A 24,795-nucleotide genomic window follows, 5' to 3' on the forward strand; every position below is an offset into this window, starting at 1 on the left:
CCGGTTACACCGGTTGACGCAACAGCTCAGCCTTGAGCCATTGCGCCAACTGCCCGGCGCGCCCGTCTGCGGCGCGCTTGGGTAGCCACAAAGCCAGGTGCGCCGGGGTTTCGCTGAAGCCCCATGGCGCCACCAGGCGACCCGCTCGCAGGTCCTCTGCCACCAGTGGTTCTGGCGCAATCGCCACTCCCAATCCTGCTACTGCCGCTTCCAGCAAATAATACAAGTGCTCAAACCCCTGGCCGAGTTTCAACGCGCCGGGCTCGATGCCGTGTTGCCGCGCCCAGCTGGGCCAGGCTTGGGGTCGTGAGGTGGTGTGCAACAACGCTTCGCTTAGCAATGCCGTTGCTGGAGCCTGACGCAACTGTTCAAAACCTGCGAAACGAGGGCTCAACACCGGGCCGATGCGCTCGCTGGCCAGCTCGTACACCTGCATGTCGGCCGGCCACGGCGGCTCGGCGAATAGCAGCAAGGCGTCCAGGCCTGGCCGCCGGGGGTCCAGATCGCCTTCGCCCGCCGACAGGTGCAGGCGCAAATCTGGCAAGTCCGCATTCAAGCGCCCCAGCCGGGGGATAAACCAGCGCGCCAGCAAACTGCCCGAACAGCCGAGCACGAAGGGCGCGTCGACGCCGCTTTGGGAGAGTTCGGCGCACGCGTCCCGCAGCCGCTCGAAAGCCTCCACGCTGGCATCCCGAAGCCGTACGCCTGCATCTGTGAGTTTAAGGCCACGTCCATCCTTGACGAACAGGCTCACACCCAAATGTTCTTCCAGTACTTTCAACTGCCGGCTGACCGCACCGTGGGTCACGTGCAGTTGCTCAGCGGCTTGGCTGACGCTACTGAAGCGGGCGGTGGCTTCAAAAGCACGCAAGGCATTGAGGGGTGGTAGGTCGCGGCTCATCTGTGAGTTTTCCTGACAGGTTACGGCGATCTTATCGGTTTTCAGGCCAAAGCGTCAGGGGTAGAGTGGCCGTCATTGCCTCTCAACACACATTCATTCCTGGAGCGCCCCATGACCCAGTCCCAGACCGATCTACGCAACGGCCCTGACGCCAACGGCCTGTTTGGTGCGTTCGGCGGCCGCTACGTGGCTGAAACGCTGATGCCGTTGATCCTCGACCTGGCCCGTGAATACGAAGCGGCCAAAGTGGATCCAGCGTTCAATGAAGAATTGGCCTACTTCCAGCGCGATTACGTCGGACGCCCAAGCCCGCTGTACTTAGCCGAACGCCTGACGGAGTTCTGTGGCGGCGCCAAGATCTATCTCAAGCGCGAAGAGCTGAACCACACCGGCGCGCACAAGATCAACAACTGCATCGGCCAGATCCTGCTGGCACGGCGCATGGGCAAGAAACGCATCATCGCCGAGACCGGTGCCGGTATGCACGGCGTAGCCACCGCTACCGTTGCCGCACGCTTCGGCCTGCAATGCGTGATCTACATGGGCACCACCGATATCGAGCGCCAGCAGGCCAACGTGTTTCGCATGAAGCTGCTGGGTGCCGAAGTGATCCCGGTGGTCGCCGGCACCGGCACCCTCAAAGACGCCATGAACGAAGCCCTGCGTGACTGGGTGACCAACGTCGACAGCACCTTCTACCTGATCGGCACCGTGGCCGGCCCACATCCTTACCCGGCCATGGTGCGCGACTTCCAGGCCGTGATCGGCAAGGAAACCCGCACCCAACTGCAAGCCCAGGAAGGCCGCCTGCCGGACAGCCTGGTGGCGTGCATCGGCGGTGGCTCCAACGCCATGGGCTTGTTCCACCCGTTCCTGGATGACACCAGCGTCGAAATCATCGGCGTCGAAGCAGCGGGCCATGGCATCGAAACCGGCAAGCACGCCGCCAGCCTCAACGGCGGCGTACCCGGCGTGCTGCACGGCAACCGCACCTTCCTGCTGCAGGACGACGACGGCCAGATCATCGACGCCCATTCGATTTCCGCCGGCCTCGACTACCCCGGCATCGGCCCTGAGCACGCCTGGTTGCATGACATCGGCCGCGTCCAGTACACCTCGGTAACTGATGACGAAGCCCTGGATGCATTCCACAAATGCTGCCGCCTGGAAGGGATAATTCCTGCGCTGGAAAGCGCCCACGCCCTGGCTGAAGTGTTCAAGCGCGCACCCACCCTGCCCAAGGATCATCTGATGGTGGTCAATCTCTCGGGCCGTGGCGACAAAGATATGCAGACCGTGATGCATCACATGGAACAGTCCAAGCAGGAGAAACACTAAATGAGCCGCCTGCAAACCCGCTTTGCGCAACTCAAGGAACAAAACCGCGCCGCCCTGGTGACCTTCGTCACCGCTGGCGACCCGGGTTATGACGCCTCGCTGGCGATCCTCAAGGGCTTGCCGGCCGCCGGCGCCGACGTGATCGAGCTGGGCATGCCCTTCACCGATCCGATGGCAGACGGCCCGGCGATTCAACTGGCTAATATCCGTGCGCTGGACGCCAAGCAAAACCTGGCGAAAACCCTGCAAATGGTCCGCGAGTTCCGCACCGACGACAGCGACACCCCCCTGGTGTTGATGGGCTACTTCAACCCAATTCACAAATACGGTGTGCCGCAGTTTATCGCCGATGCGAAGGCAGCCGGCGTCGACGGCCTGATCGTGGTCGACATGCCACCTGAGCACAACGGCGAGTTATGCGACCCGGCTCAGGCCGCGGGCATCGACTTTATCCGCCTGACCACGCCGACCACCGATGACGTGCGCCTGCCGACGGTGCTCAACGGCAGTTCCGGGTTTGTGTATTACGTGTCGGTAGCAGGCGTGACCGGTGCCGGCGCCGCCACGCTGGAACACGTCGAAGAAGCGGTCACGCGCCTGCGTCGCCACACCGACCTGCCGATCAGCATCGGTTTCGGTATTCGTACACCGGAACAAGCTGCGGCCATTGCGCGCCTGGCCGACGGTGTGGTGGTGGGTTCGGCACTGATCGATCACATCGCCAATGCCGGCAGCGACCAGCAGGCGATCGATGGCGTGCTGAGTCATTGCGCGGCGCTGTCGGCAGGTGTGCGCAACGCACGCAAGTAAGCACCTGCGTTTTGATACTTGCGCTACGCTGAGGGGTGACACCACGTCACCCCAACGCACTTCCATGCCTATTGCCGTCTAACCACCCTCGCAAGCCCCCGCATTTCTTGCTTCCCGGTCGTTAAGTTAGTTGCATCAGAAGTCATCCCTGGCTCTCAGGAGTACATCATGGCCTTTGATCTCATTACCTCTTCAGACTCCCGTCACTCAACCTTGCAAAAGGGCTTCAACCTGCGCTGGCCGTTGGGCAATGTGCAGGGTCAGTCTTCGCAAAATGGCGCCAACCTGATCTACCTCTGCCGCAACCCACAAGACATCATTGACGCCGCCGCGCAGGCATTGGCCCTTCCCGAGGGGCGCATCACCGTACGCAGTGGTGGTCATTGCTACGAAGGCTTTGTCGCCAACAAGATGCCCGACAGTCCACTTGAGGTACTGTCGATTCTGGATATCAGTGCGTTGAACCAGGTGGTCTATGACGCCAGCGGGCAAATCGGCTCCGAGCTGGACCCCAGCGCTGCTGAACGCTATAGCTTTCGCCTGGAAGCCGGCGGACAAAACTGGGATGCCTATGTCGCGTTATACAAGCTGGCCAACAAAACCCTGCCCGGTGGTTCGTGTTATTCAGTGGGCCTTGGCGGACATATTTGCGGAGGCGGCTATGGGCTGCTGTCGCGCAAATATGGACTGGTATGTGACTGGCTCAGCGGTGTGGATATCCTGGTGCCCGACAGCCTTGGCAAAGGCCTCGAACCGCGCCACGTTTCTCGCGACAGCACCAATCAGGACGAACTGGACCTGTTCGCCGCGTGTTGCGGTGCCGGTGGCGGACAGTTCGGCATCATCACCAGCTATTACTTCAAAGACCTGCCACCGGCACCGAAAGAGGTACTGTGGCTGGTGTTGGAATGGGACTGGTCCGTACTGACCAAACCTGCACTCGATAACCTGCTGGCGGCCTATCAATCATGGTTCGCCAGCAATCAAAGCAACACGGACACTTGGGGCCTGGCGACCAAGCTGGAGATGCGCCACCAGCACACAGGCAATGTGACCCTGGGTATTCACTATGTGGACAAGGATGGCGAACTGAACGAGCGAGCCCCTTTCGATGATTTTGTCGACAAGATGCTGACAGCCATCGGGCTACCTGCTACCGAGTCACTGGTGCCGTTTCACGTCATCCATCAGCCGCGTGGTAGCTGCGCGGGACGCACCATCAATTCATTGGAATCCGCCGAGGAAGCTACCCAACGCCTGGATTGGCTGGTATGCCAACAGACATTGAACGGTTCGGGGGACAACCAGCGTGGGCGCTATAAATCGGCCTACCAGAAGGGCCCTTTCAGCCCTCAAGTGCTGGACGCCATCTGGACCACATTGACCTGGCCAGACCCTGATAACCACCTGACACAAAGCCTCATTCAGATTCAGTCTTTCGGTGGCCAGATCAATGCCGCCAGCGAGCCAGTGCGCAGGGAGTCGTCAGCCGCTCAGCGCTCGTCATACCTCAAGTGGCAACCGCAATGTTACTGGCGCGGCGATAGCGCCGCCTCGGATCAAGCCCATGCCGACTGGATCCGAGGGTTGTACTTCAACGCGTTCGCCGATGATCAGGGCGTACCGGTCAACGACGAGTTTGAAGGTTGTTACATCAATTACCCCGACCTCGATATGACCTACATCGGTGGCAATCCGGCCAATGGCAAAAACCCACAGTGGTACAAGATCTTCTTTCCCGACCTGATCATCGAAAGCCGCCTGCGGCGTACCAAGCAGCGCTGGGACCCACACAACATTTTCCATAACGAAATGTCGGTGCCGTAATCGCGAAAGAAGGGCGACTCCAAGGTCGCCCTTTTTTACAGCTCGATCCGCTCGACTTTACCTACAAGCAATATGTAGGAAAGTGCTCCCAGCAACGCCAGCACCGCGATGTAAGTAATCGCCGGCGCAAACGACGAACCACTGGCCAGAAAGCCAATCACGATGGGCGTAGCGATTGCCGACAGGTTACCGATGAAGTTGAACACGCCTCCGGTCAGCCCCAGCAACCGCGCAGGCGCCAAGGTCGAAACCAGCGACCAGGTGATCGACGCCAGGCCATTGCCGAAAAATGCCACCGCCAGAAACGCGATGACCCACGCCGTGGAGTCCACGTAGTTGGCACCGATGATCGCCGTGGAAATCAGCAGCCCACTGATGATCGGCAACTTGCGGGCAAAGCCTACCGAGGCACCACGACGGATCAACCAATCGGAAAACACCCCCGAACACAGCACGCCCACAAAAGCGGCCAGGAACGGCAACGACGCCAACAAACCTGACTGGATAAAGTCCATGCCGCGATATTTCACCAGGTACGTCGGGAACCAGGTCAGGAAGAACCATAGCGTAGAGTTCAGGCAGAACTGCCCCAGGTAGATGCCCCAGAGTTTGCGCTTGCTCAGCACGATACCGAGGTCGACCCAACTGAAGGGTGCCTTGGCCGTTTGCGCCTGCATGTCCACCAGCCCACCACCGTCACGGATCAACTGGATTTCAGCCTCATTGGCGCCTTTGAAATCTTTGGGCTCGCGATACACCGCGTACCAGATCGCGGCCCAAAGGATGCCGACGCCACCGGTAACGACAAACACCATGTGCCAGCCGTACTGGTGTTGCAGCCAAGCCAGTACCGGGGTGAGGAACGCCAGGCCGACAAATTGCCCGGAGGTGTAGACGCCAATTGCAGTGGCGCGCTCGCGCTCGGGAAACCAGGTGGTGACCACACGGCTGTTGATGGGATAGGCCGGTGCCTCCAACGCGCCAACGGCCATGCGCAACACGAACAACGCGATAAAGCTGGCGGCGAAACCGAGCATCACGGTGGCAATCGACCACAGCAGCAGGGCGGCCGTATACAGAATGCGCGGCGGCACCCGGTCTACCAGCCAGCCGCCGGGGATTTGCATGGCCGCGTAAGTCCAGCCGAAAGCGGAAAAAATAAGCCCGACCTGCACCGGGTCGATACCCAGCTCGCTGGTCAGCGCAGGCGCGGCAATCGACAGGTTGCTGCGGTCCAGGTAGTTGATCACCACGGTGATGAACAGCAGCACCATGATGAAGAAGCGCTTTCGGCTAGGCGTGACTAAAGAAGCCTGCCCGGTATGGGATTCAGGGTGCATGGGGTGCCTCTTTTTATGTTTGTTGAGGACAAAACGTGCTGAAGGAACGCGGTCAATGTGGGAGCGCATTCCTTCAGATAAAAATCACCACTCGGCAAAACTGCCATCGGCGTGGCGCCAGATCGGGTTGCGCCAGCGATGGCCGATAGCCGCGCGCTCAATCACGTATTCCTCGTTGATCTCAATGCCCAGGCCCGGGCCGTTGGGGATCTTCACAAAGCCCTGGTCATAGTCGAACACGCCGGGGTCACGCACATAGTCGAGCAGATCGTTGCTTTCGTTGTAGTGGATGCCCAGGCTTTGTTCCTGGATAAACGCGTTGTAGCAAGCCGCATCCAGCTGCAGGCACGCTGCCAGGGCAATCGGGCCCAGCGGACAGTGCAGGGCCAGGGCCACGTCGTAGGCTTCGGCCATGTTGGCGATCTTGCGGGTTTCGGTAATCCCGCCTGCGTGGGAGGCGTCCGGCTGGATGATGTCGACGTAGCCTTCGCTGAGCACACGCTTGAAATCCCAACGCGAAAACAGGCGCTCGCCCAGGGCAATCGGCGTACTGGTCAGCGGCGCCAGTTCTTTCAATGCTTCGTAGTTTTCGCTGAGCACCGGTTCTTCAATGAACATCAGTTTGTAAGGATCAAGCTCTTTCATCAGCACCTTGGCCATGGGCTTGTGCACGCGGCCATGGAAGTCGACGCCGATACCGACGTTAGGGCCCACCGCATCGCGCACGGCAGCGACATTGGCCAGTGCCAGGTCGACTTTGTCGAAGCTGTCGAGGAACTGCAGTTCTTCGGTGCCGTTCATTTTCACCGCAGTGAAGCCACGAGCCACGGCCTCTTTGGCTGCACGGGCAGTGTCGGCGGGGCGATCGCCACCGATCCACGAGTACACGCGAATCTTGTCACGCACCTGGCCGCCCAGCAGATCGCTGACCGAGACGCCCAGCGCCTTGCCCTTGATGTCCCACAACGCCTGGTCGATACCGGCGAGGGCGCTCATGTGCACGGCACCGCCGCGATAGAACCCGCCGCGATAGAGCACCGTCCAGATATCTTCGATATTGCGTGGGTCTTTGCCGATCAGGTAGTCGGACAGTTCTTCGACGGCGGCGGCCACTGTGTGAGCGCGGCCTTCGACCACGGGCTCACCCCAGCCAGTCACGCCCTGGTCGGTTTCGACCTTGAGGAAGCACCAGCGCGGCGGGACGATAAAGGTCGTCAATTTGGTGATTTTCATCTCTTGTCTCTCTTATGGATGCAGCGCCTGCGGGCGCGGAACTTGCTATCAGCTCAGGGCTTTCCAGGCGGCGACATAAGCCTGGGCACGGCTCGCGACCTGATCCACTGTCATTCCCGGCTTGAACAAGCCGGAGCCCAACCCGAACCCTTTCGCGCCGGCGTCGATAAACACCTGCATGTTGTCCGGCGTAACACCGCCTACCGGCAGCAGCAGCGTGCCCGCCGGCAATACCGCCAGCCACGCCTTGATCACCGAAGGACCGATCTGCTCGGCCGGGAACAGCTTCAATACGTCGGCGCCTTCGGCCAGTGCGGCAAACGCCTCGGTTGGCGTCGCCACGCCAGGCGACAAGTACAGGCCTGCGGCCTTGGCGGCGCGCAGTACTTTGGCATCGCTATGGGGCATGACAATCACCTGTCCACCAGCCGCCTTCACCTGCTCGACCTGTTCAGGCGTCAACACCGTGCCGGCGCCGATCAGGCAATCGGCGGGCAGGCTGTCGCGCAGGGTGCGAATGCTGGTGTACGGCTCCGGCGAATTGAGCGGGACTTCGATCACACGAAAACCCGCGTCGTACAACACCTGGCCGATGGCCTGGGCTTCGTCCGGGCGTATGCCACGCAGGATTGCGATCAAACCGTTTTGCGCGAGTGCTTGCTTGAGCATGTCAGGCCTCCGTTACAGGTTGAGTGAGCCCAGCCGCCACGGCCAATTGCCACAGGCCGCGCTCGGTGGCTTCCTGCGCCAGGCTGACGTGGGCGAAGCCGCAAAGGGCCAGAGCGCGTTGATAGCGGGCGCAGAGTGGGGCGGCGCCAACCAGGATGATCGGCTTGGTTTTGGCGCTGTCTGGCAAACCGGCGAGTTCGTGGCCGATCAACAGGCCGGACAGGTAGTCGGGCTGCTGGTTGGGTGCAAGCTCAGCCGTCAGGCCCAGGGTACGGGCACTGAACAAGGTCGACAGCACGCCACGCCTGCCATCCTTTGAAAGCGCCACGTGCACGCCACGATCAAAGGCCTCGGCCTGGAATTGTTCGCTCGGCTGCTGAGTGCGGCCCAGGATGCTGTGCTTGCTCAATACCGCGAACAGTTCGCCGGTCATGAAGGTGTCGAAATGCGTAATGCGGCCTTCACTCACCTCGACCCATTTGGAGTGGCTGCCGGGCAACCCGATCAGCACTTGGGCCCCAAGCCCCTGCAGCACGCCGAGTACCTGGGTTTCTTCGCCGCGCATCACATTGGGTAAACCCGCTTGCTCAATCACCCCCGGCACAATATGCACATCCACCCCACGCAGGCTGCGCACGCGGTGCAACGCCAAGCCCAGGCTGGCGACATCCACAGGCGTGGCGCAATAAGCCGCCTCGCTCCAACCCTGCGCGCTGCCAACCATACCGCAGGCAATCACGGGCAATTCAGGCTGGGCGTCGAGCCAATCGCCGCAGGCGCTATCGAATGCCAACTCAAAGCCGTCAGCGCACTGGATACCGTTGATTTCCCGTGGCTCGCAGGGCAAATGCATGATGCCCCAGGCTTGCGAGCGCTGTTCCAGCACAACGCCGGCGGGGCCGAGTTTGTAAGCACGAAGGGAGCTGGTCCCCCAATCGAGCGCGATCAATTGCGCCTGCATCGCTTCACCTGAAATGAGTGGGTGCTGAAAAAAACAGATGGGCGAATATAAACCTACGGACCGGGATATCTCAATATATAAATATCAATCCCACATAATGAGACGAAGCAAGATTAATCCTACACCGTTCCCTGTTTTTACTTAGGGAAAGGCAAGGCTTTATCTGATAGGGAAAGTTAAAAAACCGACAGATTCAGCTCGCGCATCGCACCCATCCAGATCGCGTAGTCGGTGTGGTCCTTCAGGTCATCGCCGGTTTCAGGGTGCAGGAAGACCACCAGGCCATCGCGGTGCAGCGCCAGCCACGGCAACACCACGCCGATGTATTCCGGCTCGAATGCCAGCTGGCAGCTCCAATCCGGGTGCGGGCCCACCGGCCGCTCATGCACACGGCCCATGCGCAACGGGAACAGCCTGGCGGCGTCCTCACAGAGCGTGCGCGCCTGGTCGATGGTGCTGGCGTCGAAGTAGATATGGGCGTGATAGCCCTTGATACGTTGCATGACGGACTCCGGATCCACGATGTGCCGATCCTAGACCGCAATCGAAGGCAGGGCCAGCCCGGTCAACGACTGCGCACTGCTGGCCTGTTCCGCCATCAGCCATTGGACAAAACGCTCAACCAACTGCCCGCGGCGTTTGCGCTGGGGTTGCACCACGTAATAACCGAAACGCGAGGTCACCGTGGGGCTGATCGGTCGGCACAGCCAGTTCTGTTCCAGCAGGTTATCCACCAAATGGCGCCAGCCGATGGCAACGCCCTGGCCGGCAATCGCAGCCTGAATCAGCAAGGTGTAGTTGTCGAAGCGCAATTGCCCGGGAGTTGGCGCAGCGGATATACCCAATTGGCGGAACACCCCGCTCCAGTCGAACCATTGGCTGTTGTTTTCCTGACGCAGGTGCAGCAACGGGTACTCGGGCAAGGATTGCACCGTCATCGGCGCGGCCTGAGCCTTGAGCCACTGCGGGCTGCATACCGGGAACACTTCCTCATTGAACAACCACAGGCTGTCGCCCTGCTTGAAACGGCCATCGCCGAACAGCACCGCCACATCGATATCGCTGCGCAGGCTGGCGTGGTTGCGCTCACTGGTAACCAGGCTCACATCCACCTGCGGGTTGGCCTGGTGAAAGCGATGCAGGCGCGGCATCAGCCAATAGGCGGCGAAGGCGAAGTCGGTAGCCACTTGCAGTACTTCGTGCTGGTCCTGTTGGGTGATGGTGCTGAGCCCTTGATTGATGCTTTGCAGGGCGCCCTGTACGTGCTCGAACAACAGCACGCCGGCGTCGGTCAGTTCGATACCGCGATAGATGCGGTCAAACAGGCGGATTGCCAGTTGTTCTTCAAGACGCTTGATCTGCTGGCTGACCGCCGGCTGGGTGGTGCCAAGCTCCATCGCCGCGGCGGTAAAACTGCGGTGGCGCGCCGCCGCTTCGAAGGCTCGCAGCAGATCGAGAGAGAGGTTACCCAGCGCTTCATACATAAGCTGTCGTTATCCTAGGCATTGCTTGTCATGGGCTTTACCCTGATTTCCATGGGCCGCATTCTCATTGGCATAAACACTTACTATGGAATGCCGAGAAACCATGAAGCGCAAGAACATTCTTTTCATCATGGCCGATCAAATGGCCGCTCCCATGCTGCCGTTCTACGGGCCTTCCTCGATCAAGCTGCCAAACCTCAGCCGCCTCGCCGCCCAAGGCGTGGTATTCGAGGCCGCCTATTGCAACAGTCCGTTGTGTGCGCCTTCGCGCTTCACTCTGGTCAGCGGCCAGTTGCCGAGCAAGATCGGCGCCTACGACAACGCTGCCGATTTCCCCGCCGATGTGCCGACCTATGCCCACTACCTGCGTCGCCTCGGCTACCGCACCGCGTTGTCGGGCAAGATGCATTTCTGCGGTCCCGACCAGTTGCACGGCTATGAAGAACGCCTGACCAGCGATATCTACCCCGCGGACTATGGCTGGGCGGTGAATTGGGATGAGCCCGACGTACGCCCCACCTGGTACCACAACATGTCTTCGGTGCTGCAAGCGGGCCCGTGCGTGCGCACCAACCAGCTGGACTTCGACGAGGAGGTGGTGTTCAAGGCGCAGCAATACCTGTTCGATCATATCCGCGAGGACGGTGATCGGCCCTTCTGCCTGACCGTATCGATGACCCATCCCCACGACCCTTACACCATTCCCAAGCCGTTCTGGGACCTGTACGACGACGCCGACATCCCTTTGCCTGCAACGCCGGCGCAAGCAGAGCTGGACCCACACTCCCAGCGTCTGCTCAAGGTCTATGACTTGTGGGATAAACCGCTGCCTGTGGACAAGATCCGCGATGCCCGTCGCGCCTACTTCGGTGCGTGCAGTTACATCGACAGCAATGTCGGCAAACTCCTGCAAACCCTGGAAGACACCGGCCTGGCTGACGACACCCTGATCATATTCTCCGGCGACCACGGTGACATGCTCGGCGAGCGCGGCCTCTGGTACAAAATGCACTGGTTTGAAATGGCCGCCCGCGTGCCGCTGCTGATCAGCGCGCCGGGCCAATTCGCGGCTGGGCGGGTCACTCAGGCGGTGTCCACCGCCGACCTGCTGCCGACCCTGGTGGAGCTGGCCGGCGGCGAGCTGGACCCGCACTTGCCGTTGGACGGTCGCTCTCTGGTCCCGCACTTGCAAGGGCAGGGCGGGCATGACGAAGTGTTTGGCGAATACATGGCCGAAGGCACCATCAGCCCATTGATGATGATTCGCCGGGGCGCCTACAAATTTATCTACAGCGAAGACGACCCTTGCCTACTGTTTGATGTGCGCAACGACCCGCACGAGCGGGAGAACCTCAGCCTGTCAGCAGAGCATCGCTCGCTGTTCGAGGCCTTTTTGCATGAGGCGCGGGCCAAATGGGACATCCCGGCGATCCATCAGCAAGTGCTTGCCAGCCAGCGTCGCCGCCGTCTGGTGTTTGAGGCACTGACTCAAGGCACGCTCAAGAGCTGGGATCACCAGCCACAGGTGGATGCCAGTCAGCAGTACATGCGCAACCATATCGACCTCGACGACCTGGAGCGCAAGGCACGTTATCCACAACCCTGCCAAAACCAATAAACAGACAGAGGGAAGGCCATGCAAAAGTTGACCGTGGTACTGAGCATATTGGCGCTGGGCAGCGCCAACGTGTACGCAGACGCTCGCTGTGAAACGGTAAAGATGGCCGATCCAGGCTGGAGCGACATTGCCGCCACCAATGCCATTACCGGCTTTTTGCTGACGGGCATGGGCTACAAAGCCAAGGTCGATACCCTGGCGGTGCCGATCACCTTTGGCGGGCTCAAGGACGGCCAGGTGGATGTGTTTCTCGGCAACTGGATGCCGGCGCAACAAGGTTTTTATGACAAGTTCGTGGCCAACGGCGATGTGGTGCAACTGGCGAAGAACCTCGACGGCACCGAGTTCACCCTCGCGGTGCCGGACTACGTATGGGACGCCGGCGTACGTGACTTTGCCGACCTGAACAAGTTTGCCGACAAGTTCGACAAGAAGATCTATGGCATCGGCTCTGGCGCGCCGGCGAATATCTCGTTGCAGGAGATCATCAAGAAGAATGACTTCAACCTTGGCCAGTGGAAGCTGATCGAGTCCAGCGAGCAGGCGATGCTCGCCGAGGTGTCGCGAGCGGTGAAGAAACAGCGCTTCGTCACCTTCCTCGGCTGGACGCCGCACCCGATGAACGTGCAGTTGAAGATGCATTACCTCAAGGGCGGCGAGCAGTATTTTGGCGCCACTGGTAGCGTGTATACCTTGACCCGCAAGGGTTACGCCCAAGCCTGCCCGAATGTCGCCAAACTGCTGACCAACCTGAGTTTCACCCAGGAGATGGAGAACGGCATCATGGCGCAGGTGGCCAACAACAAGGTCAGCAATGCCGAGGCGGCCAAAGCGTGGATCAAGGCCAACCCCGCGGTGCTGGACAAGTGGCTCGACGGCGTGAAAACCCTGGATGGCCAGGATGCGTTGCCCGCGGTCAAAGCCCAACTCTAAGATGCGCCTGGATCCAAATGTGGGAGGGGGCTTGCCCCCGATGACGGCCTATCAGCTATGAATGTATTGGCTGAAACACCGCTATCGGGAGCAAGCCCCCTCCCACAGGGAGCCGGTGTGTACTGATACTCTAAGCCAAACCTTCTACCCGAGCCTGCGATGCCCCGGCCCAACCGCCACACACTCTTCCCCTTCCTCAGCTGGCTCCCGCGCCAAACCCGCGCCAGCGTCGGCCGGGATGCCATCGTCGGCTTCAGTGGCGCCGTACTGGCCCTGCCACAGTCGATTGCCTACGCACTGATCGCCGGCCTGCCACCGGAATACGGGCTCTACGCGGCGATCATCCCGGTCTTGATCGCTTGCCTGTGGGGCTCTTCCTGGCACCTGATCTGTGGGCCCACGGCGGCGATTTCCATCGTGCTTTACGCCAGTATCAGCCCATTGGCCGTGCCAGGTTCCCAGGACTACATCACCCTCATCCTGTTGCTGACCTTCCTCGCCGGGGTGTTCCAGTGGTTGCTCGGCCTTCTGCGCTTTGGCGCGCTGGTGAATTTTGTCTCCCATTCGGTGGTGCTGGGTTTCACCCTGGGCGCCGCGGTGGTGATTGCCCTGGGGCAGTTGCCGAACCTGCTGGGGCTGGACTTGCCGAGCCAGGCCACCGCCCTCAACAGCCTGCTGGCGCTGGTCGACCATGGCGGTGAGTGGGATCGTGCGTCCGTGATCCTCGGGCTCGGCACTTTGCTGGTGGGCGCGCTGCTCAAGTCTCTGGTGCCACGCTGGCCGACGCTGTTGATCGCTTTAGTCTTGGGTAGTCTGGCGGCATGGCTGTGGCCGACGATGTTCGGGCATGTGGCGCTGGTCAGTTCGTTTATCGGCCAGTTGCCGCCGTTCAGCCCATTGCCGATGGACCTGGACCTGGTACTGCGCCTGTTGCCCAGCGCGGTGGCGGTGGGAATGCTGGGGTTGGTGACCAGCCTGTCGATTGCACGCTCACTGTCGGCTCGCTCGCAACAATTACTCGACGCCAACCAGGAAGTGCGCGCCCAGGGTTTATCCAACATCGTTGGCGGATTTTTCTCCGGCTACCTGTCAGCCGGTTCGTTCACCCGCTCGGGCCTCAGTTACGAGGCGGGTGCTTGTTCGCCCCTGGCTGGGGTGTTTTCCGCGCTGTGGGTGGCGTTATTTGCGTTGTTCGGCGCGACGTTGATCGCGCATATTCCCATCCCCAGCATGGCCGCCAGCATCCTGCTGATTTGCTGGGGTTTGGTGGATCATCGAGGGATTCGTGCTTTGTTTCGTGTCAGCCGCGCCGAATTCGTGGTGATGGGCCTGACGTGTGTCGCCACCTTGCTGCTGGAGCTACAAACGGCGATTTATGCCGGGGTGTTGGCATCGCTGTTTTTCTACCTCAAGCGCACTTCGCAACCACGGGTTCAGCAATGGCGCGATGGGGACGAGGATGTATTACGCGTGGGTGGCTCGATCTTTTTTGGCGCCAGCCATTACCTGCAAGTACGCCTGCAAAGTCTGCAGGGCACACGGGTGGTGATCGAAGCGCAGCAGATCAATTTTATCGACTACTCCGGGGTGGAGATGCTGCATCAGGAGGCGCGACGGTTGGCGCGGTTGGGGCGTAGCCTGACCTTGCGTGGGGCCAGGCCGCAAGTAATCGAAGAGTTAAGAAAACTGGAAGGGGCCAAGAGTTGCCCCCTCCATTTCCAAGATTGAACACGATCAGGCCAATTGACGGCGTAGTTCGGCTAACACCGGTGCTGAATCAGGGCGCACACCACGCCACAGGAAGAAGGCTTCCGCTGCCTGCTCCACCAGCATCCCCAAACCATCCATCGCCACCACAGCGCCGTGTTCCGCAGCCCAGCGGCAGAACGCGGTAGGTTCCTTGGCGTACATCATGTCGTAGCAGAACGTCTTGCCCGGCTCGATCAGGCTGCCGGCAATCGGCGGTACATCGCCTGACAGGCTGGCGGACGTGGCATTGATGATCACGTCCACCGGCTCACGTAGCCAATCGAAACCACTGGCAGACACCGGGCCCAGGTCGTCGAACAGCTCAGCGAGCAGCTCGGCCTTTTCCACGGTGCGGTTGGCGATGATCAACGAAGAGGGTTGCTGTGCCAGCAACGGCTCAAGTGCACCGCGCACCGCGCCACCGGCTCCCAACAACAGGATGCGTTTGCCTTGCAGGTTCAGCCCGGCGTTGACCGTCAGGTCGCGCACCAGGCCGGCGCCGTCGGTGTTGTCTCCCAACAACGTACCGTCCGCCAGTTTGCTCAGGGTGTTCACGGCTCCAGCGCGCTGGGCACGTTCAGTCAAGGTATCGGCCAAACGATAGGCGTCTTCCTTGAACGGCACGGTCACGTTGGCGCCACGGCCCTGGCGAAAAAACTCACGGGCGCAGTGGGTGAAATCCTCCAACGGCGCGAGCAACGTGCTGTAGTCCAGTTGTTCGCCGGTCTGCTCGGCGAACATACGGTGGATCAGCGGCGATTTACTGTGGCCGATGGGGTTGCCGAACACGACATAACGGTCCATCACACCGCCGCCTTGGCTGCAACGACGCCGAGCCAGTCGCGGTCTTGCAGGAAATAATCGGTGAGGCGCGCCTCTTCGCTACCGGCCTCGGCCTTCCAGTCGTAGCTCCAACGGACCTGGGGCGGCAGCGACATCAGGATCGACTCTGTACGCCCGCCCGACTGCAAACCGAACAGGGTGCCACGGTCATAGACCAGGTTGAATTCGACGTAGCGGCCCCGGCGGAACTCCTGGAACTGACGCTGCTGCTCGGTATACGCCATGGCCTTGCGACGTTGCACAATCGGCAGGTAGGCATCGATATAGGCATCGCCGATGGCACGGATAAAGGCGAAACAGGTGTCGAAGCCCCATTCGTTCAAGTCATCGAAGAACAGGCCACCGATACCGCGAGGTTCATTGCGATGCTTGATGTGGAAATAGGCGTCGCACCAGGCTTTATAGCGTGCGTACACGTCCGGGCCAAAGGGCGCACAAGCTTGCTCGGCCACACGGTGCCAGTGGACGCAGTCTTCTTCGTTGCCGTAATACGGGGTCAAGTCAAAGCCGCCACCGAACCACCACACCGGCTCTTCGCCTTCTTTTTCAGCGATGAAAAAGCGCACATTGGCGTGGGATGTCGGCACATGGGGATTATGCGGATGAATCACCAGTGACACGCCCAAGGCTTCAAACCCCCGACCAGCCAGCTCAGGCCGATGGGCACTGGCGGACGGTGGCAAACCGCTGCCAAACACGTGGGAAAAGTTAACACCGCCTTTTTCGATCACCGAACCGTTCTCGATCACACGGGTGCGACCGCCACCACCGGCAGGCCGGGTCCAGGCGTCTTCGATAAAGCGAGTATCCGTCTCGAAGGTTTCCAGGGCGTTGCAAATGCGATCTTGCAGGTCAAGCAGGTAGGCTTTAACGGCCTCGGTGCGGGTAGTCATGGCATCACCTTGAATCGGGCAAAGCTACGCGAGGCCATCGGGCGTCGGCGGCAAATGGGCGCACAGGATACCACTGCGCCCACATGCCACTGCACTTAGGTGCGCGGCAGTTGACGAAGATCAAGCTTAGGAGTCCGATAGGGGGCTACGCAGATTCGAACCTAAGGAGAAGTGCAGATGGCCAAACGTATCCAGTTCAGCGCCCACGGCGGCCCCGAAGTACTTGAGTATGTGGACTACACGCCAGCGGAGCCTGGCCCACAACAGGTGCGGGTGCGTAACGAGGCCATCGGTCTGAACTTCATCGACACCTATTTTCGCAGTGGCCTCTACGCACCGCCCGCGCTGCCATCGGGCCTGGGCGCAGAAGGCGCTGGTGTAGTCGATGCCGTGGGCAGTGAAGTCACCCAGTTCAAAGTCGGCGACCGCGTGGCCTACGGCAGCGGCCCGCTGGGTGCCTACAGCGAGTTGCATGTGTTGCCCGCCGCCAACCTGGTGCACCTGCCGGATGACATCAGTTTCGAGCAGGCCGCCGGGGCCATGCTCAAGGGCCTGACCGTGCAATACCTGTTGCGCCAGACCTACGAATTGAAAGGCGGCGAAACCATCCTGTTCCACGCCGCTGCCGGTGGCGTGGGCTCCCTGGCCTGCCAATGGGCCAAGGCGCTGGGCGTGAAGCTGATCGGCACCGTGAGTTCGCCGGAAAAGGCCGCCCTGGCCAAATCCCTCGGCGCCTGGGAAACCATCGACTACAGCAAGGAGAATGTCGCACAACGTGTGCTGGAATTGACTGACGGTAAAAAGGTGCCGGTGGTGTACGACGGCGTCGGCAAGGACACCTGGCTGACCTCTCTGGACAGCGTGGCGCCACGGGGTTTGGTCGTAAGCTTTGGCAACGCGTCGGGCGCGGTGGACGGGGTGAACCTGGGCATTCTGTCGGCCAAGGGCTCGCTGTACGTGACCCGCCCGACGCTGGCGACCTACGCCAACAATCCGGCGAACTTGCAGGCGATGGCGGACGATCTGTTTTCGATGATCAAGAGCGGCAAGGTGCGCATTGATATCAACCAGCGCTACCCGCTGGCGGATGCGGCCAAAGCGCAGACCGAGTTGTCGGCGCGACGCACGACTGGCTCAACCATTCTGTTGCCTTGAGTGCGTCATCGCAGGCAAACCAGCTCCCACATTTGACCGCGATGACTGATCAAATGTGGGAGCCGGGCTTGCCCGCGATGGCCGTGCCTCGATCTCAGGAGGGGCGCACGACCTCACCTGTCACCAGGTCCCGAATCAGGCTTGGGTTCTTGCGCCCACCCAGCGCGCCACCCAACACCAAGTCCACTTGCCCGCGAAAATACTGCTCCACGCGAATACGCGTGCGTGCCGCCGGGCGCCCCTGAGGGTTGGCCGACGTGGAGATCAACGGCCCGACCTGAGCGCACAAATCCCTCACCAACGGGTGATCAGTGACCCGCAACGCCACGGTGTCATGCATACCCGTGACCCATTCGGGCAACAAGTCCTGGTGGGGCACCAGCCAGGTATTCGGCCCGGGCCAGGTGCTGGCCATGCGATCGATCCAGGTGTCCGGGAAGTCTTCGAACAGGAAGTCGAATTGACGAATGTTGTCCGCTACCAGAATCAGGCCCTTGTCCACCGAGCGGTTCTTGATCGCCAATAGCCGATCCACCGCTTCTTCATTCCACGGGTCGCAACCCAGGCCCCAGACCGCCTCGGTCGGATAGGCAATCACCGCGCCTGCGCGAATTTCCCGTGCGGCTTGCAGCACACGCCACCTGTTGACCATTATTTAATCTCCGGACTAAAGCTCTGGGCAGTTTACCGATCTTCGTTACAAAACCCAGCGCCAAAAACCGGCAGTACCTAAACCTGGCAACGCGCCAGCCAGCGCCCGCTTTCGCAGATGACCTGGCCTTCCAGCTCCAGCTCCGTAAGAGTCGCCAGCACCTGGGACAACGGCCGACCACTGGCAATCGCCAGGGCTTCACTGGTATGCGGCGTAGCATGCAGCAGTGCCACCAGTGGGTGGGTGATCGGCACCGGCGCAGGGCGCGATAACGCCTGCCAACCGCGCAGCGCCTCAAGGATGTGTTCGATGGTTTCCACCAGCACCGCGCCATCACGGATCAGTTGATGGCAACCCTTGGCACCGGGATGGTGAATGGAGCCCGGGATCGCATACACCTCGCGCCCTTGCTCTGCGGCCAGCCGTGCGGTGATCAGCGAACCGCTGGCCATGCTGGCTTCCACCACCAGAACCCCCAGCGAGAGCCCGCTGATAATCCGATTGCGCCGTGGAAAATTACCGGCCTGGGGCCCCGCGTCCAACGGAAACTCAGAAACCACCGCGCTGCCTTGGGCAATCATCGCGGCAGCGAGCTTGCGGTGGCGCTGTGGATAAAAATTTTCCAGCCCGGTGCCAAGCACCCCGACTGTACGACCGCCCACCTCCAGCGCTGCCTGATGTGCTGCGCCGTCAATGCCCAGCGCCAAACCACTGGTGATGACAAAACCGGCGCTCGCCAGGCTGCGGGAAAACGCGGCGGCCGTGTCCATGCCGGGGCGGGAAGCACGCCGGCTACCGACCATGGCCAACTGTGGTTTTTCCAGAATGCCCGGGTCGCCCGCAACGAATAACAGCGGCGGTGCGTCGTCGATCTGAGCGAGCAAGGCCGGGTACTCAGGTTGGTCCCACATCAGCAAATGCTGGGCCGGACGCTCTAACCAGGCCAATGCCGTACTGGCGCCATCACGGATTTGCGGGCTACGCCGGGCATCGGCGCTGATGGCGGGCAACCCGAGGGAACGCCAGGCACTGGCGGGGGCACTGAGGGCCTTGGAGGCGCAGCCGAACGCTTGGATCAATACGTGAAAACGCTTGGGACCCAGTTCTGGCAGCCTGTGCAAGCGTAGTCGGGCTTCCAGCTCTGCCGGAGAAATTTCGCTACTGTTTATCGGATTCATTTGATCATCCTTGACCGGAATAAGCTGTGGATAACTCTGTTGGTAACTTATTTAGCAGGCTATTTATTGCGCTTGTTGACGGGTCTCGAAACGATCCTTTACAGCCAGCGCGCGTGAAGCACTGAGCACCAAGGCGTAACTGAGTTTTTCATAGGTGCGAAACACCAGAAGGGTGCCGGCCCGTTCTTCCGGGAGTTGTGTTGGCGTGCCGGTAAGGACGTCTCGCACCGTGGCACCCGCCTTGATCACCGTCAGTAACTGGCCTTCGATCAATCCATCGCGGCGGCCCTTGTTCAGGGTCACGGCGTCCAGCACACCAATCTGAGTGACGCCCCTGGGGATGTCGATGATGTGCCCTGCGATGAAAGCCGTTGATTTGGCTGACTCCAGGGTGTTCAGCGCGACCGGACGTTGGGCACCAAGCAAGCGGTCACCTGGACGGATTTCCTGGGTAACCCGCTGCACCGCCAGGGTGGTGAGGTCGTCGGCGAGTACAAAGCGTGCGGTGCCGATATCGTCGGCATTGATGCCCAGTAGCTCCTGGGTGCCTGGGTCGGTGTAGACCTTGCCTCGACGAAAGATTCCGTAGCTTGGCTGGGCCGGGTCCAGCTGACCGCGAGCATGCACGCGCTCACCGTTGGCCCCCAGCACGCGACCGCCTTGCGCTGCGACGATATAAGGCGCGTTGTCCAGGTCCTGGGGCGTATCGACAATCCGGTTATGCAGTAAAAAGTGCTGGATGGCCTGTTGCGTCGCGTGATCCAGGCGTTCAGTGGGCTTGGGAATCAACGCCATGGCGACGGGGGCCCACAGCAGCAAGACGAGTAGCGATTTCCTCATGGGGTGAATCTCCTTTATTATGTGCGTTCGCGTGAAATGCCTTGGCCCTCGTGGCTTCTGAGCGTTTCACACCGGCCGTGTGGGTCCATCCCACCGCCGATTGGTCTTTACCTCACATGTGCAGCAATTACGCTTATGGCTATTTTGAACATCCTCGAATTTCCCGACTCGCGCCTGCGCACGATCGCCAAGCCGGTGGCCGTAGTGGACGACAAGGTTCGTCAGTTGGTCGATGACATGTTTGAAACAATGTATGAAGCTCCGGGCATTGGCCTCGCCGCTACCCAGGTCAACGTGCATCTGCGTGTCGTGGTCATGGACCTGTCGGAAGATCGCAGCGAACCCCGGGTGTACATCAACCCCGAGTTCGAACCGCTGACCGATGAGATGGGCGAATACCAGGAAGGCTGCCTGTCGGTGCCGGAGTTCTACGAGAACGTCGAACGCCCGTTGCGCGTGAAGATCAAGGCCCTGGACCGTGATGGCAAACCGTTTGAGCTGATTGCCGAAGGTCTGTTGGCAGTGTGCATCCAACATGAATGCGACCACCTTAACGGCAAGCTGTTTGTCGATTACCTGTCCACGCTCAAGCGGGACCGGATCAAGAAGAAGCTGGAAAAAAAGCATCGCCAGCAAGCTTGATGCCCTTCTTCCAAAGGCTTGCTGCGGCAAGCCTTTTTCTTTTGTGACTGTTTTTAACCGAGAACTCCCATGACCGAGCCATTGCGCATTGTTTTTGCCGGCACCCCTGAATTCGCCGCCGAACACCTCAAGGCGCTGCTTGCCAGCCCTTATGACATCGTCGCGGTGTACACCCAGCCGGATCGCCCGGCCGGTCGCGGGCAAAAACTGATGCCGAGCCCGGTCAAGCTATTGGCGCTTGAACACAACATAGCGGTGCTGCAACCGCCGACCCTGCGTAACGCCGAAGCCCAGGCCGAACTGGCCGCGCTGAAACCGGACCTGCTGGTGGTGGTGGCCTACGGTTTGATCCTGCCCCAGGCGGTGCTGGATATCCCGCGCCTGGGTTGCATCAACAGCCATGCTTCGCTGCTGCCTCGCTGGCGTGGTGCGGCGCCGATCCAGCGCGCCGTGGAGGCGGGCGACAGCGAAAGCGGCGTGACCGTGATGCGCATGGAGGCGGGCCTGGACACCGGACCGATGCTGCTCAAAGTCACCACCCCGATCACCGCGCAAGACACCGGTGGCAGCCTGCACGACCGCCTTGCCGAAATGGGCCCACCTGCCGTGATCCAGGCCATCGCCGGCCTCGCAGCAGGCACCCTGGAAGGCGAGGTACAGGACGACAGCCTGGCCACCTACGCGCACAAATTGAACAAAGACGAAGCGCGCCTCGACTGGAGCCGCCCGGCCGTGGAGCTGGAGCGCCTGGTACGTGCCTTCAACCCATGGCCAATCTGCCATAGCACCCTGAACGGCGAAGCCTTGAAGGTGTTGAACGCGACCCTGGCCGACGGCAAAGGCGCCCCCGGCGAGATTATCGGCGCCAGCAAAGACGGGCTGTTCGTCGCTTGCGGTGAGCAGGTGCTGTGCCTGACACGTCTGCAATTGCCCGGCGGCAAAGCGCTGAACTTCAGCGATTTGTTCAATAGCCGCCGTGAGAAATTTGCCTTGGGCACGATCCTCGGGGTGGCCACTCAATGAACCCACGTCTGGCCGCCGCCAAGGCTCTCGCTGCCGTGCTCAACGGCAAGGCTTCGCTGAACAGTTCATTGCCCACGCAATTGGACAAGGTCGAAGACCGGGATCGCGGTTTCACCCAGGACCTGGCCTTTGGCACCGCCCGCTGGCAGCCAAGGTTGTCGGCACTGGCAGCCAAGCTGCTGCAAAAACCGTTCAAGGCGGCAGACGCTGATGTCGAGGCGCTGTTGCTGGTGGGCCTCTATCAATTGCTCTACACCCGCGTACCGGCCCACGCCGCCATCGGTGAAACCGTCGGTTGCGCCGACAAGCTGAAAAAGCCCTGGGCCAAGGCCCTGCTCAATGCCGTACTGCGCCGGGCCCAGCGTGAAAGCGAAGCACTGCTGGCCGAGCTGGAACATGATCCGGTGGTGCGCACCGCCCACCCGCGCTGGCTGCAAAAATCCCTGAAAGCCTTCTGGCCCGAGCAATGGGAGGCTATCTGCGCAACCAACAACGCGCACCCGCCGATGATCCTGCGGGTCAACCGCCGCCACCACAGCCGTGACGCGTACCTGCAATTACTCACCGACGCGGCCATCAACGCCACCCCGTGCGTGTACAGCACCGACGGCATCGTGCTGGAAGCCGCCACCGATGTACGCAGCCTGCCGGGCTTTGCCGAAGGCTGGATCAGTGTGCAGGACGAGGCCGCGCAATTGGCGGCCGACCTGCTCGATTTGGCCCCCGGCCAGCGCGTACTCGACGCCTGCTGCGCGCCAGGCGGTAAGACCTGTCACATCCTTGAGGTTGAAAAAGACCTGGCCGGTGTAGTGGCTGTGGATCTTGAAGCCAAACGCCTGGTGCGCGTGCGGGAAAACCTTGCGCGCCTGGGCCTCAGCGCCGACCTGATCGCCGCCGACGGCCGCGACACAGCGACCTGGTGGGACGGCAAGCCATTCCAGCGCATCCTGCTGGACGCACCTTGCTCTGCCACCGGCGTAATCCGTCGGCACCCGGACATCAAGCTGACCCGCCAGCCCGACGACATCGCCGCCCTCGCGGTGCTGCAAGGCGAATTGCTTGACGCCCTGTGGCCAACCCTGGAAGTCGGCGGCATCCTGCTGTACGCCACCTGCTCCACGCTACCCACCGAAAATACTGAGGTCATCCAAGCCTTCCTCGCCCGCACCAGCGGCGCGCGCGAACTGGACCTCGCTACCAGCGCCGGCATCAAGCAGCCCCACGGCCGCCAACTGCTCGCGCAGGAAGGCGGGCACGATGGCTTCTACTACGCCAAACTGATCAAGATCGCCGCCGCACGCGGCTGAATGGGTTTAAGGGAGTGACCGGATGAAAATCATCATCCTTGGGGCAGGGCAGGTCGGAGGTACGCTGGCCGAACACTTGGCCGGCGAAGCCAACGACATCACCGTGGTCGACACCGATGCCGAGCGCCTGCGCAACCTGGGCGACCGCCTGGACATCCGCACGGTACAAGGCCGGGCGTCGTTTCCAACGGTGCTGCGTCAGGCGGGTGCCGACGATGCCGACATGCTTGTGGCGGTGACCAACAGCGATGAGACCAACATGGTCGCGTGCCAGGTCGCTCATACGTTGTTCCACACCCCAACCAAGATCGCCCGGGTGCGCGAAGCGGCCTACCTGACTCGCGCCGGCCTGTTCGATAATGACGCTATTCCGGTGGACGTATTGATCAGCCCGGAACAGGTGGTCACCCACTACATCAAGCGCCTGATCGAAATCCCTGGCGCCTTGCAGGTGATCGACTTCGCCGAGGGCAAGGCGCAACTGGTGGCGGTAAAGGCGTACTACGGCGGGCCGTTGGTGGGCCAGCAACTGCGCCAGCTGCGTGAGCACATGCCAAACGTGGAAACCCGCGTGGCCGCGATTTTCCGTCGTGACCGGCCGATCCTGCCCCAGGGCGACACGGTGATCGAGGCCGACGACGAAGTGTTTTTCATCGCCGCCAAGGCGAATATTCGTGCGGTCATGAGCGAAATGCGCAGGCTCGACGAGAGCTACAAACGCATCGTCATCGCGGGCGGCGGGCAGATCGGCGAGCGGTTGGCCGAGGCCATCGAAAGCCGCTACCAGGTGAAGATCATCGAGATGAGCCCGACGCGTTGCCGGCATTTGTCCGACACCCTCGACAGCACTGTCGTACTGCAAGGCAGCGCCTCGGACCGCGACCTGCTGATGGAAGAAAACATCGCCGACGCCGATATCTTCCTCGCCCTGACCAACGATGACGAAGCCAACATCATGTCGTCGTTGCTGGCCAAGCGGCTGGGGGCGAAGAAGGTGATGACCATCATCAACAACCCGGCCTATGTGGACCTGATCCAGGGCGGCGATATCGACATCGCCATCAGCCCCCAACTGGCGACCATCGGTACCTTGCTCGCCCACGTGCGGCGTGGCGATATTGTCAGCGTGCACTCCCTGCGCCGGGGTGCGGCGGAAGCCATCGAGGCGATTGCCCACGGTGATTCGAAGTCGAGCAAGGTGATTGGCAAGGCCATCCGCGATATCGGCCTGCCGCCGGGTACCACCATTGGTGCAATCATCCGCGATGAAGAAGTGATCATCGCCCACGACGACACGGTGATCGCCACCGCAGACCATGTGATTTTGTTCCTTGTGGATAAAAAACATATCCGCGATGTAGAGAAGCTGTTCCACGTGGGCTTGAGCTTTTTCTGATCA

Annotated in this window: 23 protein-coding genes; 11 read left to right on the forward strand and 12 right to left on the reverse strand. The window is 61.0% G+C overall.

Annotated features, from left to right (window positions below; all coding sequences use genetic code 11):
• Positions 1-4: 4 nt before the first annotated feature.
• Complete coding sequence (locus TK42_RS09425) at positions 5-901, reverse strand: LysR family transcriptional regulator (RefSeq protein WP_103734090.1); 897 nt, start codon at positions 899-901, stop codon at positions 5-7.
• A gap of 111 nt (positions 902-1,012) precedes the next feature.
• Here TK42_RS09425 and trpB point away from each other — a divergent pair, with 111 nt between their 5' ends.
• The 3 genes from trpB (at position 1,013) to TK42_RS09440 (ending at position 4,876) form a co-directional block, all read left to right on the forward strand.
• On the forward strand, positions 1,013-2,239 hold the full coding sequence (gene trpB, locus TK42_RS09430; RefSeq protein WP_103734091.1) for a tryptophan synthase subunit beta: 1,227 nt from the start codon (positions 1,013-1,015) through the stop codon (positions 2,237-2,239).
• The gene (gene trpA, locus TK42_RS09435) at positions 2,240-3,049 is read left to right on the forward strand and encodes a tryptophan synthase subunit alpha (protein WP_005783403.1); all 810 of its coding nucleotides are present in this window, start codon (positions 2,240-2,242) and stop codon (positions 3,047-3,049) included. It abuts the gene before it with no gap.
• Positions 3,050-3,217: 168 nt separating this feature from the next.
• Complete coding sequence (locus TK42_RS09440; protein ID WP_103734092.1) at positions 3,218-4,876, forward strand: BBE domain-containing protein; 1,659 nt, start codon at positions 3,218-3,220, stop codon at positions 4,874-4,876.
• A gap of 35 nt (positions 4,877-4,911) precedes the next feature.
• Here the strand turns inward: TK42_RS09440 and TK42_RS09445 are convergent, their stop codons facing one another.
• The 6 genes from TK42_RS09445 to TK42_RS09470 all read right to left on the reverse strand — a co-directional run bounded on the left by TK42_RS09445 (position 4,912) and on the right by TK42_RS09470 (position 10,563).
• Complete coding sequence (locus TK42_RS09445; RefSeq protein ID WP_078822703.1) at positions 4,912-6,216, reverse strand: MFS transporter; 1,305 nt, start codon at positions 6,214-6,216, stop codon at positions 4,912-4,914.
• Between the two features lie 84 nt (positions 6,217-6,300).
• Positions 6,301-7,449, reverse strand: coding sequence for a galactonate dehydratase (gene dgoD / locus TK42_RS09450; RefSeq protein WP_005783400.1), 1,149 nt, complete (start codon positions 7,447-7,449; stop codon positions 6,301-6,303).
• Positions 7,450-7,497: 48 nt separating this feature from the next.
• Positions 7,498-8,118: a 2-dehydro-3-deoxy-6-phosphogalactonate aldolase gene (locus TK42_RS09455; protein ID WP_005783399.1), complete on the reverse strand. Its 621-nt coding sequence runs from the start codon at positions 8,116-8,118 to the stop codon at positions 7,498-7,500.
• 1 nt (position 8,119) lies between these two features.
• The gene (locus TK42_RS09460; RefSeq protein ID WP_103734093.1) at positions 8,120-9,079 is read right to left on the reverse strand and encodes a 2-dehydro-3-deoxygalactonokinase; all 960 of its coding nucleotides are present in this window, start codon (positions 9,077-9,079) and stop codon (positions 8,120-8,122) included.
• Between the two features lie 176 nt (positions 9,080-9,255).
• Positions 9,256-9,582, reverse strand: a complete 327-nt coding sequence (locus tag TK42_RS09465) for a DOPA 4,5-dioxygenase family protein (protein WP_078822701.1) — start codon at positions 9,580-9,582, stop codon at positions 9,256-9,258.
• A 30-nt stretch (positions 9,583-9,612) separates the two neighbouring features.
• Positions 9,613-10,563 (reverse strand): LysR family transcriptional regulator, encoded by a 951-nt coding sequence (locus TK42_RS09470; RefSeq protein ID WP_032878587.1) that lies wholly within the window; start codon positions 10,561-10,563, stop codon positions 9,613-9,615.
• A 103-nt stretch (positions 10,564-10,666) separates the two neighbouring features.
• On the opposite strand from TK42_RS09470, the gene betC reads away from it, so the two are divergent.
• From betC to TK42_RS09485, 3 genes are all read left to right on the forward strand, one after another.
• Positions 10,667-12,181, forward strand: a complete 1,515-nt coding sequence (gene betC, locus TK42_RS09475) for a choline-sulfatase (protein WP_005783394.1) — start codon at positions 10,667-10,669, stop codon at positions 12,179-12,181.
• Positions 12,182-12,199: 18 nt separating this feature from the next.
• Positions 12,200-13,114 (forward strand): choline ABC transporter substrate-binding protein, encoded by a 915-nt coding sequence (choX, locus tag TK42_RS09480; protein WP_103734094.1) that lies wholly within the window; start codon positions 12,200-12,202, stop codon positions 13,112-13,114.
• Positions 13,115-13,273: 159 nt separating this feature from the next.
• On the forward strand, positions 13,274-14,842 hold the full coding sequence (locus TK42_RS09485; protein ID WP_103734095.1) for a SulP family inorganic anion transporter: 1,569 nt from the start codon (positions 13,274-13,276) through the stop codon (positions 14,840-14,842).
• A gap of 6 nt (positions 14,843-14,848) precedes the next feature.
• On the opposite strand, the gene aroE is transcribed toward TK42_RS09485, so the two are convergent.
• Together aroE and hemF are read right to left on the reverse strand one after the other, a co-directional pair.
• The gene (aroE, locus tag TK42_RS09490) at positions 14,849-15,667 is read right to left on the reverse strand and encodes a shikimate dehydrogenase (protein WP_032878592.1); all 819 of its coding nucleotides are present in this window, start codon (positions 15,665-15,667) and stop codon (positions 14,849-14,851) included.
• Positions 15,667-16,599 carry an oxygen-dependent coproporphyrinogen oxidase gene (gene hemF / locus TK42_RS09495; RefSeq protein ID WP_103734096.1) on the reverse strand — a complete coding sequence of 311 codons (933 nt, stop codon included), beginning with the start codon at positions 16,597-16,599 and terminating at the stop codon, positions 15,667-15,669. The genes aroE and hemF overlap by 1 nt, the downstream gene beginning before the upstream one ends.
• 177 nt (positions 16,600-16,776) lie before the next feature.
• Between hemF and TK42_RS09500 the strand changes: the two genes are divergently transcribed.
• Positions 16,777-17,754, forward strand: coding sequence for a quinone oxidoreductase (locus tag TK42_RS09500; protein WP_032878594.1), 978 nt, complete (start codon positions 16,777-16,779; stop codon positions 17,752-17,754).
• Positions 17,755-17,848: 94 nt separating this feature from the next.
• Here the strand turns inward: TK42_RS09500 and TK42_RS09505 are convergent, their stop codons facing one another.
• The 3 genes from TK42_RS09505 to TK42_RS09515 form a co-directional block, all read right to left on the reverse strand.
• The gene (locus TK42_RS09505) at positions 17,849-18,406 is read right to left on the reverse strand and encodes an L-threonylcarbamoyladenylate synthase (protein ID WP_032878595.1); all 558 of its coding nucleotides are present in this window, start codon (positions 18,404-18,406) and stop codon (positions 17,849-17,851) included.
• A 77-nt stretch (positions 18,407-18,483) separates the two neighbouring features.
• Complete coding sequence (dprA, locus tag TK42_RS09510; protein WP_103734097.1) at positions 18,484-19,584, reverse strand: DNA-processing protein DprA; 1,101 nt, start codon at positions 19,582-19,584, stop codon at positions 18,484-18,486.
• Positions 19,585-19,647: 63 nt separating this feature from the next.
• Positions 19,648-20,424 (reverse strand): peptidoglycan-binding protein, encoded by a 777-nt coding sequence (locus TK42_RS09515; RefSeq protein WP_078822696.1) that lies wholly within the window; start codon positions 20,422-20,424, stop codon positions 19,648-19,650.
• A gap of 135 nt (positions 20,425-20,559) precedes the next feature.
• Between TK42_RS09515 and def the strand changes: the two genes are divergently transcribed.
• The 4 genes from def to trkA all read left to right on the forward strand — a co-directional run bounded on the left by def (position 20,560) and on the right by trkA (position 24,792).
• Complete coding sequence (def, locus tag TK42_RS09520; protein WP_005783383.1) at positions 20,560-21,066, forward strand: peptide deformylase; 507 nt, start codon at positions 20,560-20,562, stop codon at positions 21,064-21,066.
• A 69-nt stretch (positions 21,067-21,135) separates the two neighbouring features.
• On the forward strand, positions 21,136-22,089 hold the full coding sequence (gene fmt / locus TK42_RS09525; protein ID WP_103734098.1) for a methionyl-tRNA formyltransferase: 954 nt from the start codon (positions 21,136-21,138) through the stop codon (positions 22,087-22,089).
• Entirely contained in the window at positions 22,086-23,396 is a 1,311-nt protein-coding gene (rsmB, locus tag TK42_RS09530; protein ID WP_103734099.1) for a 16S rRNA (cytosine(967)-C(5))-methyltransferase RsmB, read from the forward strand. The genes fmt and rsmB overlap by 4 nt, the downstream gene beginning before the upstream one ends.
• A 22-nt stretch (positions 23,397-23,418) precedes the next feature.
• On the forward strand, positions 23,419-24,792 hold the full coding sequence (trkA, locus tag TK42_RS09535) for a Trk system potassium transporter TrkA (protein WP_032878602.1): 1,374 nt from the start codon (positions 23,419-23,421) through the stop codon (positions 24,790-24,792).
• Positions 24,793-24,795: the final 3 nt, after the last annotated feature.

It is taken from the genome of Pseudomonas sp. GZJR-8 (assembly GCF_002916705.1).
Lineage (GTDB): Bacteria > Pseudomonadota > Gammaproteobacteria > Pseudomonadales > Pseudomonadaceae > Aquipseudomonas > Aquipseudomonas synxantha_A.

Coding starts and splice junctions, on each gene's coding strand:
- TK42_RS09425 (WP_103734090.1), bottom strand. CDS start 901: ATGAGCCGCGACCTACCACCCCTCAATGCCTTGCGTGCTTTTGAAGCC.
- TK42_RS09470 (WP_032878587.1), bottom strand. CDS start 10,563: ATGTATGAAGCGCTGGGTAACCTCTCTCTCGATCTGCTGCGAGCCTTC.
- TK42_RS09455 (WP_005783399.1), bottom strand. CDS start 8,118: ATGCTCAAGCAAGCACTCGCGCAAAACGGTTTGATCGCAATCCTGCGT.
- TK42_RS09460 (WP_103734093.1), bottom strand. CDS start 9,079: ATGCAGGCGCAATTGATCGCGCTCGATTGGGGGACCAGCTCCCTTCGT.
- hemF (WP_103734096.1), bottom strand. CDS start 16,599: ATGACTACCCGCACCGAGGCCGTTAAAGCCTACCTGCTTGACCTGCAA.
- aroE (WP_032878592.1), bottom strand. CDS start 15,667: ATGGACCGTTATGTCGTGTTCGGCAACCCCATCGGCCACAGTAAATCG.
- dprA (WP_103734097.1), bottom strand. CDS start 19,584: ATGAATCCGATAAACAGTAGCGAAATTTCTCCGGCAGAGCTGGAAGCC.
- TK42_RS09445 (WP_078822703.1), bottom strand. CDS start 6,216: ATGCACCCTGAATCCCATACCGGGCAGGCTTCTTTAGTCACGCCTAGC.
- trpA (WP_005783403.1), top strand. CDS start 2,240: ATGAGCCGCCTGCAAACCCGCTTTGCGCAACTCAAGGAACAAAACCGC.
- trpB (WP_103734091.1), top strand. CDS start 1,013: ATGACCCAGTCCCAGACCGATCTACGCAACGGCCCTGACGCCAACGGC.
- betC (WP_005783394.1), top strand. CDS start 10,667: ATGAAGCGCAAGAACATTCTTTTCATCATGGCCGATCAAATGGCCGCT.
- TK42_RS09500 (WP_032878594.1), top strand. CDS start 16,777: ATGGCCAAACGTATCCAGTTCAGCGCCCACGGCGGCCCCGAAGTACTT.
- TK42_RS09515 (WP_078822696.1), bottom strand. CDS start 20,424: ATGAGGAAATCGCTACTCGTCTTGCTGCTGTGGGCCCCCGTCGCCATG.
- choX (WP_103734094.1), top strand. CDS start 12,200: ATGCAAAAGTTGACCGTGGTACTGAGCATATTGGCGCTGGGCAGCGCC.
- TK42_RS09485 (WP_103734095.1), top strand. CDS start 13,274: ATGCCCCGGCCCAACCGCCACACACTCTTCCCCTTCCTCAGCTGGCTC.
- fmt (WP_103734098.1), top strand. CDS start 21,136: ATGACCGAGCCATTGCGCATTGTTTTTGCCGGCACCCCTGAATTCGCC.
- TK42_RS09440 (WP_103734092.1), top strand. CDS start 3,218: ATGGCCTTTGATCTCATTACCTCTTCAGACTCCCGTCACTCAACCTTG.
- trkA (WP_032878602.1), top strand. CDS start 23,419: ATGAAAATCATCATCCTTGGGGCAGGGCAGGTCGGAGGTACGCTGGCC.
- TK42_RS09505 (WP_032878595.1), bottom strand. CDS start 18,406: ATGGTCAACAGGTGGCGTGTGCTGCAAGCCGCACGGGAAATTCGCGCA.
- def (WP_005783383.1), top strand. CDS start 20,560: ATGGCTATTTTGAACATCCTCGAATTTCCCGACTCGCGCCTGCGCACG.
- dgoD (WP_005783400.1), bottom strand. CDS start 7,449: ATGAAAATCACCAAATTGACGACCTTTATCGTCCCGCCGCGCTGGTGC.
- rsmB (WP_103734099.1), top strand. CDS start 22,086: ATGAACCCACGTCTGGCCGCCGCCAAGGCTCTCGCTGCCGTGCTCAAC.
- TK42_RS09465 (WP_078822701.1), bottom strand. CDS start 9,582: ATGCAACGTATCAAGGGCTATCACGCCCATATCTACTTCGACGCCAGC.